Origin of the sequence: Paenibacillus sp. CF095, assembly GCF_900101225.1 — a bacterium.
In the GTDB taxonomy this organism is placed as follows: Bacteria; Bacillota; Bacilli; order Paenibacillales; family Paenibacillaceae; genus Paenibacillus.
In genome coordinates, this window is the sequence record NZ_FMZN01000001.1 from 622025 (window position 1) to 634395 (window position 12371).

Annotated in this window: 10 protein-coding genes; all 10 read left to right on the plus strand. The window is 47.8% G+C overall.

Translation table 11 applies throughout. From position 1 onward, the window contains the following. Positions 1-9 precede the first annotated feature (9 nt). The 10 genes from BLS69_RS02700 (at position 10) to ftsA (ending at position 12340) form a co-directional block, all read left to right on the plus strand. A complete protein-coding gene (locus BLS69_RS02700) occupies positions 10-1497 on the plus strand; it encodes a UDP-N-acetylmuramoyl-L-alanyl-D-glutamate--2,6-diaminopimelate ligase (protein ID WP_091034802.1) in 1488 nt (495 codons plus the stop codon). Further along, positions 1497-2909, plus strand: coding sequence for a UDP-N-acetylmuramoyl-tripeptide--D-alanyl-D-alanine ligase (gene murF / locus BLS69_RS02705; RefSeq protein ID WP_091034804.1), 1413 nt, complete (start codon positions 1497-1499; stop codon positions 2907-2909). Before BLS69_RS02700 ends, murF begins: the two co-directional genes overlap by 1 nt. A 12-nt stretch (positions 2910-2921) precedes the next feature. After that, positions 2922-3890, plus strand: a complete 969-nt coding sequence (mraY, locus tag BLS69_RS02710; RefSeq protein ID WP_047843751.1) for a phospho-N-acetylmuramoyl-pentapeptide-transferase — start codon at positions 2922-2924, stop codon at positions 3888-3890. A gap of 3 nt (positions 3891-3893) precedes the next feature. Then, the gene (gene murD / locus BLS69_RS02715) at positions 3894-5315 is read left to right on the plus strand and encodes a UDP-N-acetylmuramoyl-L-alanine--D-glutamate ligase (protein ID WP_091028476.1); all 1422 of its coding nucleotides are present in this window, start codon (positions 3894-3896) and stop codon (positions 5313-5315) included. Between the two features lie 48 nt (positions 5316-5363). Next, the gene (gene spoVE, locus BLS69_RS02720; protein ID WP_091028478.1) at positions 5364-6461 is read left to right on the plus strand and encodes a stage V sporulation protein E; all 1098 of its coding nucleotides are present in this window, start codon (positions 5364-5366) and stop codon (positions 6459-6461) included. 7 nt (positions 6462-6468) lie between these two features. Further along, positions 6469-7578, plus strand: a complete 1110-nt coding sequence (murG, locus tag BLS69_RS02725; protein ID WP_091028479.1) for an undecaprenyldiphospho-muramoylpentapeptide beta-N-acetylglucosaminyltransferase — start codon at positions 6469-6471, stop codon at positions 7576-7578. A gap of 149 nt (positions 7579-7727) precedes the next feature. After that, positions 7728-8633: a UDP-N-acetylmuramate dehydrogenase gene (murB, locus tag BLS69_RS02730; RefSeq protein WP_091028481.1), complete on the plus strand. Its 906-nt coding sequence runs from the start codon at positions 7728-7730 to the stop codon at positions 8631-8633. Positions 8634-8650: 17 nt separating this feature from the next. After that, a complete protein-coding gene (gene murA / locus BLS69_RS02735) occupies positions 8651-9934 on the plus strand; it encodes a UDP-N-acetylglucosamine 1-carboxyvinyltransferase (RefSeq protein WP_036614867.1) in 1284 nt (427 codons plus the stop codon). A gap of 58 nt (positions 9935-9992) precedes the next feature. Next, positions 9993-10760, plus strand: coding sequence for a cell division protein FtsQ/DivIB (locus tag BLS69_RS02740; RefSeq protein ID WP_091028483.1), 768 nt, complete (start codon positions 9993-9995; stop codon positions 10758-10760). Positions 10761-11053: 293 nt separating this feature from the next. After that, positions 11054-12340 (plus strand): cell division protein FtsA, encoded by a 1287-nt coding sequence (gene ftsA / locus BLS69_RS02745; protein WP_074095848.1) that lies wholly within the window; start codon positions 11054-11056, stop codon positions 12338-12340. The last annotated feature ends 31 nt before the right edge of the window (positions 12341-12371 follow it).

Below are 12371 nucleotides of genomic sequence, written 5' to 3' on the forward strand. Positions count from 1 at the left end.
GTTATTCATGTGCTTTTAAAACAATTTGCATCGATGCTGACCACCGCCCGCCTCGTGGGCGAATCAAATACAGAATGCCAAAACCTTCAGACAGATTCCCGGCAGGTAAAACCGGGTGATCTGTTTATCTGTCTTCCGGGACATACGGTAGATGGTCATGATTATGCAGAAAAAGCTGTAAATGCTGGTGCAGTTGCATTGGTGGTTGAACGGCAGCTGGATCTTCCTGTGCCACAATTGCTGGTGAAGGATAGCCGATTTGCGATGGCTGTTCTGGCAGATTTCTTTTTTGACTCGCCAAGCCAGAAGATGAATATGATTGGTGTAACGGGAACGAACGGAAAAACAACGACCACCTATTTGATTGAAAAAATCATGAGTGATTACGGACGCAAGACGGGATTGATCGGTACTATTCAAATGCGGTATGACGGTCGCACCTACCCGATGTCAGGAACGACACCAGAGGCGCTTGATCTGCAGCGTAGTCTGCATGATATGGTTCAGAAGGGTACGGACTGTTGTGTTATGGAAGTTTCTTCTCACGCATTGGAACAAGGGCGAGTAAAGGGAACAAATTTCCGTACTGCGGTATTTACTAACCTGACGCAAGATCATCTGGACTACCACCATTCCATGGAGGAATATCGCGGGGCCAAAGGATTGTTCTTTGCACGTCTGGGTAACGGTTATACAGAAGATGTTTCACAGCGTAAATTCGCTGTCATCAATGCAGATGATCCGGCTGCGGCTTATTTCATCTCTGTGACGGCGGCTGAAGTGATTACATATGGCATGGGTGAAAAGGCGGATGTACGCGCATCCCAAATCTCAATCACGTCTCAGGGAACTTCTTTCCACGTGGATACATTTGCAGGCAGCGTGGATATTCGATTGCGCATGGTAGGCAAATTCAATGTGTACAATGCAATGGCAGCAATCTCTGCAGCGCTGGTGGAAGGTATTCCGCTGGAAGAGATCAAGCGCAGTCTGGAGACGGTTCCGGGCGTGGATGGACGTGTTGAAGGAGTGGACGAAGGACAGCCATTTGCTGTTATTGTCGATTATGCCCATACACCGGATGGACTGGAGAATGTGCTGCGGACGGTGAAAGAATTTGCCGAAGGACGTGTAATTTGCGTGTTTGGCTGTGGTGGTGACAGGGACCGTACCAAACGCCCTCTCATGGGGAAAATTGCTGCGAATTATAGTGATTTTGTACTGGTTACTTCCGATAATCCACGGACAGAAGATCCGGATCTGATTCTCAAAGACATTGAACAGGGCCTGATTGAAGAATCCGTTCCTGCTGAACGTTATACGATGATTGTGGATCGACGCCAGGCGATTCATGAAGCTATTGAAATGGCAAGCCCAGCCGATGTAGTATTGATTGCGGGCAAGGGTCACGAGACCTATCAGATTATCGGCACAACCAAAACCGATTTTGATGACCGAATCATAGCCAAAGAAGCGATAAGGGGCAAATCCAATTGATAAAAAGAACATTGGCACAATTGGCCGAGATGTGTGGAGGAACATTAAGTGACGTTGCCGCTCATGGCAATGTAATGGTTGAAGGGGTGTTTACCGATTCGCGTAAACCTCTGGAAGGCAGTTTGTTTATCCCGCTAGTGGGTGAAAGGTTTGACGGACACGAATTCGTGCAAGCCTGTCTAGAGAAGAGGGCAGCAGGCGCGATCTGGCAAAAGGATCATGGTATTCCGCCACAAGGAGCTGTCATTGTTGTTGACGACACACTTGTCGCACTGCAAGCACTCGCATCTGCTTATCTCACGGAGAATAAAGCGGCTGTAGTCGGCATTACAGGCAGCAACGGCAAGACAACAACAAAGGACATCGTTGATGCCATTCTCTCAACGACTTTTAAAGTGCATAAGACGCAAGGCAACTTCAATAATCACATTGGTTTACCGCTGACTGTACTAAGCATGGACCCGGATACCGAGATTATCATTTTGGAGATGGGTATGAGTGGTCGCGGGGAAATTAACGATTTGTCAGTTATTGCTCAGCCAGATGTAGCGATTATAACCAATATTGGTGAATCTCATCTGCTTCAGCTGGGGTCCAGATTGGAGATTGCCAGAGCCAAAGCCGAGATTGCCGCGGGATTGAAGCCTGGCGGGTTACTGATCTACAACGGAGACGAGCCTTTAATTGCACAAGTCCTTGAAGAGCCCGCAACGAAACAACCCGATGGATTGCAGCGGTTTACATTTGGTCTGCAAACCGATAATGATGACTATCCTACTGGACTTATGAATGCGCAGAACGGCGTAGTTTTCACCACCAAACAGTTTGGAGAACATGCATTTACGCTACCTCTGCTGGGAACGCATAATGTTGTTAACTGTCTGGCTGCTTTGGCTGTAGCCCGTCATTTCAAAGTGACGACTGAGCAGATTGCCGCGGGATTGTCTCGCTTGAAACTGACAGGCATGCGTATTGAGGTTACTCAAGGCGTTAGTGGTCTAACCCTGCTGAATGATGCATACAATGCAAGTCCAACCTCCATGAAGGCCGCAATCGATGTACTAGAAGGTCTGAAAGGATATCGCATGAAAGTGGCTGTGCTTGGTGATATGCTTGAACTCGGTCCTCAGGAGCAGGATCTGCATCTTGGAATTGGTGAGTATATTACATCTGCCAAAATGGACATGGTGCTCGTATATGGCCCGCTATCAGCACATATTGCTGAAGGAGCAAGAAAGCATATGCCGGCAGAGGCTGTGCATGCTTTTATAGATAAAGAAGAAATGACCCGTTATCTACTGGAGAAACTACATCCCAGAGACGTTATCTTGTTCAAAGCCTCAAGAGGCATGAAGCTGGAGGACGTGGTCGAAGCATTACAGATAGCACCATTACAGAATCGAGTAGACTAGAGGGGTGAACCCATGGATTTTCAGGTATTACTGTTAACAATCGGTGTTTCATTTATTCTGGCGGTGATTGCCGCACCGCTCCTGATTCCGCTGTTACGTCGAATGAAATTCGGACAGCAGGTTAGGGAAGATGGGCCTCAGAGCCATTTGAAAAAAAGCGGAACACCTACAATGGGTGGAGTCGTCATTTTAGTTGCGTTCACATTGGCCTTTTTGAAATTTTCGGCAGTCAAAAATACAGACTTTTATGTCTTGCTTGTGGCTACGCTGGGATTCGGGCTTATAGGTTTCCTTGATGATTACATCAAAATTGTGTTCAAACGTTCGCTGGGACTGACGGCCAGACAAAAAATGCTGGGCCAATTGTTCTTCAGTGCAGTGATGTGTTTCTTGCTGATCCAGAATGGACACAGCACAGCCATCTCTATTCCGGGTACGTCATTCTCGTTTGACTGGACCGGATGGTTCTATTATCCGTTTGTTGTATTCATGATGCTTGCCATTACCAATGCGGTTAACTTTACCGACGGTCTGGATGGTTTGCTGTCAGGGGTAAGTGCTATTGCCTTTGGCGCGTTTGCCATTGTGGCGATGCAAGCCACGTCGATGCCGGCAGCCGTGTGTGCAGCAGCGATGATCGGAGCCGTACTCGGTTTTCTGGTATACAATGCACATCCGGCCAAAGTGTTTATGGGAGACACCGGTTCTCTGGGTATTGGCGGTGCGATTGGTGCGGTAGCCATTGTAACCAAAACAGAGCTTCTTTTTGTCATCATTGGTGGTATTTTTGTTATCGAGATCTTGTCTGTCATCATTCAAGTGGTATCTTTCAAGACTCGCGGCAAGCGTGTATTCAAAATGAGCCCCATTCACCATCACTTTGAATTAAGTGGTTGGTCAGAATGGCGGGTTGTTATTACCTTTTGGGCGGTAGGCGCAATTCTGGCCGCTCTTGGACTTTATCTCAACAAGGGGTTGTAGATCATGAATCATCCTGAATCATATCGCGGACAACAAGTAGTCGTGCTCGGATTGGCCAAAAGCGGCGTACAGGTCGCCAAAGTGCTGGATCGCGCCGGAGCGAAGGTTACAGTAAATGATAAAAAAGAGAGAGATCAATGTCCCGAAGCTTCCGAATTGGAGGCTTTGGGAATTTCTGTTGTATGCGGAGGACATCCGGATGATCTGATTCACAGCGGTGTGAAGCTGGTTGTCAAAAACCCGGGTATCCCATACCATGCAGCTCCTGTGCAGCAAGCTCTGGCATTGGGCATTGAAGTGGTGACCGAAGTAGAGGTTGCTTATCATCTATGTGCTGCACCCATGATCGGGATTACGGGCTCCAACGGTAAAACAACAACCACCACTTGGGTGGGGGAAATGTTGGAACATGCCGGCCTCAACCCGATCGTTGCCGGTAATATCGGAACACCTCTCTGTGAAGCGGCAGAACAAGCTTCTCCAGATAACTGGATGGTTGTTGAGCTTAGCAGTTTCCAACTCAAAGGAACGGTTGATTTCCGTCCCCGGATTGCCAGCTTGCTTAACGTTGCAGAGACGCATCTAGACTATCACGGGGATCTGGATGATTATGTGGCTTCCAAAGCCAAACTGTTCGCAAATCAGCAACCTGACGACGTGGCCATTCTGAATTGGGATGATGCGGTATGTCGTGGTCTAGTTCCTTACATCAAAGGCAGATTGCTTCCCTTCTCAATGATTGAGAAGTTGGACGTAGGTGTATATGCAGATCCTCCTTATGTGGATGGAGAAGAGGATGATGTGAAGCGTCAGATGATCTACGCGGATGAAAAGGGAAATCACCACACCATTATTGACATCGAGAACATTGGCATCGCTGGACGATTCAATGTGGAAAATGCAATGGCCGCTGTGGCCATTGCCGTAGCGGCAGGAGCTGATCCAGCAGTGCTGGCTGCTCCGCTTGCAGATTTCAAGGCGGTTGAACACCGACTTGAATACGTTCTAGAGCATAATGGCTCTGCGTACTACAACAACTCCAAAGCGACCAATTCGAAAGCTACGGTTATGGCCCTGAATTCGTTCAAGGAACCGGTCGTATTAATTGCTGGAGGGTTGGATCGTGGGTCAGACATGATGGAGTTGTTACCCTTGTTCCAGGAACGGGTAAAAGCTGTCGTTGCAATTGGAGAGACACGGACAAAAATTGCCAAGGTCGCGGAACTTGCCGGATTAAAGCAAATTAAGGTCGTCGATAATGAGGAGGACGCTGCCCGGACGTTAACCGTTGCTGTGCAGGAAGCATCGAAGCTTGCCAGTGCCGGTGATGTCGTTTTGTTATCCCCGGCATGTGCAAGTTGGGACATGTTTGCTTCCTATGAAGAGCGGGGACGCATTTTTAAAGAGGCGGCGCATAACTTGTAAGTAGGGGGGTGGAAAAGCCCCTACTTCCATGCAAGGGGTGGCCTCCTGATGAAACAGACGCGACCGGCACCAGATATCTGGTTGCTGATTTGTATTTTGGCATTGCTTGCCATCGGCATTATTATGGTATATAGTGCGGGCTCGGTGCTTGCCTTTCATGACTATGGCGATTCATTTTATTTTGTAAAAAGACAGGCCCTGTTTGCGGTGCTTGGGCTTGTGGCCATGTTCGTAACTGCTAACGTAGACTACCGGGTGTGGAGGAAATATGCCAAGCCTATATTGATTGCCTGTTTTATTATGCTCATTGCGGTGCTCATTCCTGGAATCGGTGTGGTTCGCGGTGGTGCACGAAGTTGGCTGGGCATTGGTTCGTTCGGTATTCAGCCCTCAGAATTTATGAAGCTGGGCATGATTCTGTTTCTCGCTCACTGGCTGAGCAAGGAACCGGGCAAAATCAAAACCTTCACAAAGGGGCTTCTTCCACCGCTGGGATTGATCGGTTTGGCTTTTGGGATTATTATGCTGCAACCTGATTTGGGGACTGGCACCGTGATGATGGGCGCATCGATGCTTATTATTTTTACAGCCGGAGCGCGAATGAAACATCTAAGCCTGCTTGCTCTTGGCGGCGTAGCGGGGTTTGCAGCTTTGATTGCAGCAGCTCCCTATCGGTTGCAGCGTATCACAGCGTTTTTGGACCCGTGGTCCGATCCGCTGGGTGCCGGATATCAGATCATTCAATCCTTATACGCGATTGGTCCTGGTGGACTGGCGGGATTGGGACTGGGTATGAGCCGGCAGAAGTACAGTTATGTACCTGAACCGCAAACGGACTTTATTTTTAGTATTTTGGCCGAAGAACTCGGCTTTATAGGTGGAATGATTGTATTATTGTTGTTTCTTGTGCTGGTGTGGAGAGGGATGCGTGTAGCCATGACCGTTCCGGATGCCTTTGGCAGTCTGCTTGGTGTTGGTATCGTAGGTATGGTCGCCGTACAGGTCATTATTAACATTGGTGTTGTCATTGGCATGATGCCTGTTACGGGCATTACATTGCCTCTGATCAGTTACGGTGGATCATCATTGACCCTCATGCTCACAGCACTGGGCATTTTAGTGAATTTATCCCGTTATGCGAGGTGACTATGCGATGCGAGTCGTTCTAAGCGGTGGCGGTACGGGTGGACATATCTATCCGGCCGTTGCCATAGCAAGACAATGCGAGGCGGAGAACCCGGACTCGACATTTCTATACATCGGAGGAACCAGAGGGCTGGAAAGCAAGCTGGTACCCCAAGAAAATATTCCTTTTAAATCCATTGATATTACGGGCTTTCGGCGGAAATTGTCCATCGACAACCTGAAAACGGTCATGCGTTTCATTCAAGGTGTACGCAAGTCCAAAAAAATGCTGAAGGAATTCAAACCGGATGTTGTGATTGGTACAGGTGGATATGTGTGTGGACCTGTGGTATATGCAGCAACAAAACTGGGAATTCCGAGTATAATTCATGAACAGAACGCCATTCCTGGTCTGACGAACAAATTTTTGATGCGTTATGTGGACACGGTTGCCGTTAGCTTTGAAGGTTCTGAAAAATCGTTTTCCGGCGCAAAAAAGGTGATCTACACTGGTAATCCGCGAGCGACTACGGTAGCACAGGCTAGCCGTGATCGTGGTTTTGCCACGTTAGGTGTACCGATGAACAGCCGTGTTGTTCTTGTGGTTGGTGGCAGTCGCGGGGCAAAAGCAATCAATCAGGCCATGGTGGACATGGCTCCATTGCTGGAACAACTGGACGATGTACACGTAGTTTACGTGACAGGGGATACCTATTTTGATGAAACGCGTGAAGCCATTCGCAGCTCATTGGGTACGATGCCAAACCACCTGCATGTCCTGCCTTACGTGCACAATATGCCTGAGGTGCTTGCCTGCACATCCTTGATTGTAAACCGCGCAGGTGCATCATTCCTTGCGGAGATCACATCACTGGGTATTCCTTCGATCCTGATTCCTTCACCTAACGTGACTAATAATCATCAGGAAGCCAATGCACGCACGCTTGAAGGTGGAGGTGCGTCACTCACGATGCTGGAGAAGGATCTTACAGGCAAAGTCATGTATGAAGCCATCGCCAAGATTATGAATGATGAATCGGGACGCAAACGAATGGCTGAAGCCTCCCGGAAACTGGGGAAACCCGATGCAGCTGAAGTGCTTGTTCATGAAATTCAGCGTCTTGCTGCACGCCGATAAAGTGTGATTGTGGGCGATTGTCACACACAAGACATGGCTGACATAAGATACCGTATAAATCGTGACCATCGTTCCATGGCGCCAGAACACGGTCTGTATCAACAGAACATACCGTGCTCATCGGTCTTGAAGCAAAGGAGGAAGCAAACATGCATCAGTGGATATCGTTACTATCCCAGAATAATGTTGGCAGAGTTCTTGAAAACGAACCGCTAGCCAAATACACCACATGGAAGATCGGCGGTCCTGCGGATGCACTGGTCATTCCCGAGAATAAAGAGCAGATGATGAATCTCGTTCAATTGCTTCACAAGGTTCAGATTCCGTGGATGCAACTTGGACGGGGCTCAAACATGCTGGTGTCAGACAAAGGAATACGTGGTGTTGTGGTGAAACCAGGCGATGGTTTTGATTATGCCGAATTTCACGAAGGTGGTGTAACCGCCGGAGCAGCGCATTCTTTTGTTAAACTCAGTGTGGTTGCTGCCAAAAAGGAATGGACCGGTCTGGAATTCGGCAGCGGTATCCCCGGCACTGTCGGTGGAGCCGTATACATGAATGCAGGTGCTCATGGATCGGATGTGTCACGGATATTCAAATTCGCTGAGATTGTACTGGAGACAGGGGAATTGGTACGTTACAGCAAGGAGGACATGGATTTTGCCTACCGCCACTCTGTTCTACATGATCGGAGAGGCATCGTGCTGGAAGCTACATTTGAACTACAGCATGGAGAACGCAAAGTCATTTCGGAAACCATGGCGGCTTACAAAGATCGCCGGCGTTGCACACAGCCACTGCAGATGGCATGTGCAGGTAGTGTATTTCGAAATCCACCGGGTGATCATGCAGCCCGCCTGATTGAAGCAGCAGGGCTGAAAGGAATGACCCAGGGAGGCGCACAGGTATCCACCATGCATGCCAATTTCATTGTTAATACAGGCCAAGCAACAGCAGAGGACGTTATCACCCTAATGCAGCAGATACAGAGCACTATATCATCTCAAAACGGTATTAACCTGGTACCGGAAGTCTTCGTAGTGGGTGAGCGGTAAACCCCGGAGGTGATACATTGGACAAATTGGTGATTGAAGGCGGGAAACCCCTCTCAGGATCCATACGCATCCATGGAGCAAAAAATGCCGCTTTACCGATTATGGCCGCAAGTTTGTTGGCAGATGGAGAAGTTACACTGCATAACGTTCCACACTTGCTGGACATTGAAGTGATGCTGTATATCCTGGAACGGCTTGGATGCACGTGTCGGCATGAACAGGGAACAGTGACGATTAATACCTCGTCTATCCGGTCATATGATGTGCCAGAAGATCTAATGAAGCAGATGCGCTCTTCCATTTTTTTGATGGGACCATTGCTGGCTAAGTTTGGGCAAGTGTCAGTGTATCAGCCAGGCGGTTGTGCCATTGGAGAACGCAAAATTGATCTTCACCTCCGGGGCCTGGAAGCGCTCGGAGCTTTGATTGAAGAGCAGGACCAACAGATTATATGTCATGGGCACAATCTGGTGGGTACAGATATTCATTTGGATTTCCCGAGTGTGGGAGCCACCGAGAATATCATGATGGCAGCCGTTATGGCTAAAGGCACAACAACCATTTGCAACGCGGCAAGAGAACCTGAAATACAGGACCTGCAACACTTTTTGAATGCTATGGGTGCAAGTATTATTGGTGCAGGAACGGATACAATCACGATCAATGGCGTTGAGAAACTGAAGCCTTGTTCCTATGAGATTATACCGGATCGAATCGTTGCCGGAACCGTAATGATTGCAGCAGCAGCAACACGAGGCAATGTTACGCTTACACACTGCAATCCTGCTCATCTTACTTCACTTATACATGTATTGAAGCGCACTGGTGTTCAAATCACAGTCTGCAATGATATAATGACGGTGAGCTGTATGAGCCGTCCCAAATCAGTAGACCGTATTGTGACTTCTCCGTATCCTTCGTTTCCGACAGATTTGCAATCGCAAATCATGGTGCTGCTCAGTTTGGCAGACGGATTCAGTGTGATGAAGGAAACGGTATTCGAGGGCCGGTTCAAACATGTGGATGAACTGAATGTGATGGGGGCTGATATTTCAGTCGATCTGAACGCAGCATTTATCCGTGGTGTTCCCCGTCTGTACGGGGCTACAGTAGAAGCAACCGATCTTCGTGCAGGTGCAGCTCTGGTAATTGCTGGTCTGGCTGCTCAAGGCAAAACGGTTGTGGAGCAAGTGCATCATATTGACCGGGGCTACGATCAGATCGAGAAGTTATTCCAAAGTCTTGGAGCATCGGTTGAGCGACAGTCGCCCGTTTCGAAACAGTTGGATTTTGCCAATTAACGTCCTTGGCGTCCCCTTCTTGAAGGGAGGGGACCTGAGGCTTTGTGGAGCGCTACTTATGCCTAAAAGTCAAATTCCGGTTCTGAAGAAGAATCGGCCAAAAGGAAACACAAGCCGCAAAATTGTAATTATTCTCTTATTATTATTTATTGTATTGCTCGCTGTATTATTCTTTCGTTCTTCCATGAGTCGGATTTCGGCAATTGAAATTACGGGTAATGTATATACAGCAACTTCAGAACTGCTGGAGAAAAGCGGGCTGAAAGAAGGCGAACAATTTTTTGGGACAAGTACTGCCGAGGTTATTGAGCGTCTCAAGACCATCAAGGCGATTTCCACCGTTACCGTGGACAAGCAATTTCCGGGTATTATCCATATCAAGGTTCAGGAATATGCCACGGTTGCTTATGAGCTTGGTTCTGACGGTACGTTAAAAGCGATATTAGCCAGTGGGACAAGCTTGACGGTTCCGGCAACAATTGGTGTTGCTGTGGAGAAGCCCATATTGACCCAATGGAAGGCTGATGATCCACTCAAAGCCAAACTGAGCCAGACACTGGCTAAAATTCCGAATGAATTGACGACGGATATTTCGGAAATTATTCCGAATCCAACACCTTCATTTCCGGATCAGATTCGGATGTATACCAAATCACAGTTTGAAGTGATTACAACCGTCTCTCTTTTATCGGATAAAGTGGAGTATCTGAATCAGGTGATTGAGACCGAACGGCCTGGGAAAATCACCATGCTTGAGGCAGATACCTATGTCCCTTTCATCCCGGATGACCCGGAAGATGATGCTGAACTAGGAGGAACCCCCTGATCTTTGCCATTATGAGGCTGGACTGAATATGAAAGCCTAGGCAGGTCGGGGTTTGGCCCCGTCAGAGCAATGAAACTTGTTCTTTCTGAGATGAAGAAAAAATGATACACTTGAACTTATGGCACATGAGTTGCCTCCTTCTTTTTTCTTCAATGTTTTATGTCTGGCAACCAGATTTTGACACCCAAAAACATTGTAGAAAAAAGAGGGAAAGCCTGAAGTGTGTTGAATATGTTTTAAGAGTGTTTAAATTCGAACTTAATTTACTATTGGAGTCAGGAGGTGCCACAGACTTGAGCAACAATGACATCATTGTTAGTTTGGACATCGGTACATCCAAAATTCGCGCTATTATTGGGGAAATGAATAATGGAACCTTTAATATTATAGGAGTTGGATCTGCCGACTCGGAGGGAATTCGCAAAGGTGTAATCGTAGATATCGATCAGACGGTGCAGTCGATTCGCAACGCAGTGGATCATGCAGAACGTATGGTAGGTATTCAAATATCCGAAGTGTATGTTGGAATCTCGGGAAATCATATCGGACTGATGAGCAGTCACGGCGTCGTGGCTGTGTCTAACGAGGATCGTGAAATCGGAGAAGAAGACATGGAACGGGTGTTGAAAGCAGCCGAAGTCATTGCAGTTCCGCCGGAACGGGAAATTATTGATGTTGTCGCCAAGCAATATGTTGTAGATGGCTTGGAGGGCATACAGGACCCCCGTGGTATGATTGGTGTTCGTTTGGAAGTTGAAGCAACGATCATAACGGGTGCAAAAACCGCGATACATAATCTTTTGCGCTGCGTGGAAAAAGCGGGTCTGAAAGTAAGCGATCTGGTTCTCATGTCGCTTGGAGCGGGTCAACTGGCTTTGTCCAAAGATGAAAAAACGATGGGTTCAGTGCTTGTTGATATTGGAGCAGGTGCAACCACCATCGCCATTTTTGAAGAAGACAGTCTTGTTGCAACATCAACGTTGCCTATAGGTGGGGAATTCGTAACAAATGATATCGCCTATGGCTTACGCACGTTAACGGATCAGGCGGAGAAGGTGAAACTGAAATATGGTTGTGCCTGGTTGGATGATGCTGCTGCGGATGTGATGTTCAAAGTCACCCGAATTGGCAGTAATGTAGACAAGGAGTTTTCACAAGAGGATCTGGCGGCTATTATTGAACCTAGGGTTCAGGAAATATTCCAGATGATATCCCAAGAAGTGAAGCGTCTTGGTTACAACGAGCTTCCTGGAGGTTATATACTAACGGGAGGTACGGTCTCTATGCCGGGGGTTCTGCAGGTCGCTCAGCATGAGCTTGCTGCTTCGGTACGAGTTGCAGTTCCGGATTATATTGGTGTGCGTGACCCTGGGTTTACAAGCGGAGTCGGCATATTGCACAGTGTAATTCGCAGTTTGCGCATTCGTCCCTCGATCAATAACGGCGGTGGAAATAACAACAACAACAATAATAACAACAAGAAACCGACCAACCGTCCGAAGCCAAATACGGCACAGGAATCGGAGCAAAAACCCGGTCTGTTCGAACGGCTGAAGAATATGTTCAGCGAATTTATATAACAGGTTGGATCCATTTCATACATTCTTGTAA

Excerpts from the sequence above, each read along its gene's own strand:
- murB (WP_091028481.1), top strand. The coding sequence starts at position 7,728 with ATGCATCAGTGGATATCGTTACTATCCCAGAATAATGTTGGCAGAGTT.
- mraY (WP_047843751.1), top strand. The coding sequence starts at position 2,922 with ATGGATTTTCAGGTATTACTGTTAACAATCGGTGTTTCATTTATTCTG.
- spoVE (WP_091028478.1), top strand. The coding sequence starts at position 5,364 with ATGAAACAGACGCGACCGGCACCAGATATCTGGTTGCTGATTTGTATT.
- BLS69_RS02740 (WP_091028483.1), top strand. The coding sequence starts at position 9,993 with ATGCCTAAAAGTCAAATTCCGGTTCTGAAGAAGAATCGGCCAAAAGGA.
- murG (WP_091028479.1), top strand. The coding sequence starts at position 6,469 with ATGCGAGTCGTTCTAAGCGGTGGCGGTACGGGTGGACATATCTATCCG.
- murD (WP_091028476.1), top strand. The coding sequence starts at position 3,894 with ATGAATCATCCTGAATCATATCGCGGACAACAAGTAGTCGTGCTCGGA.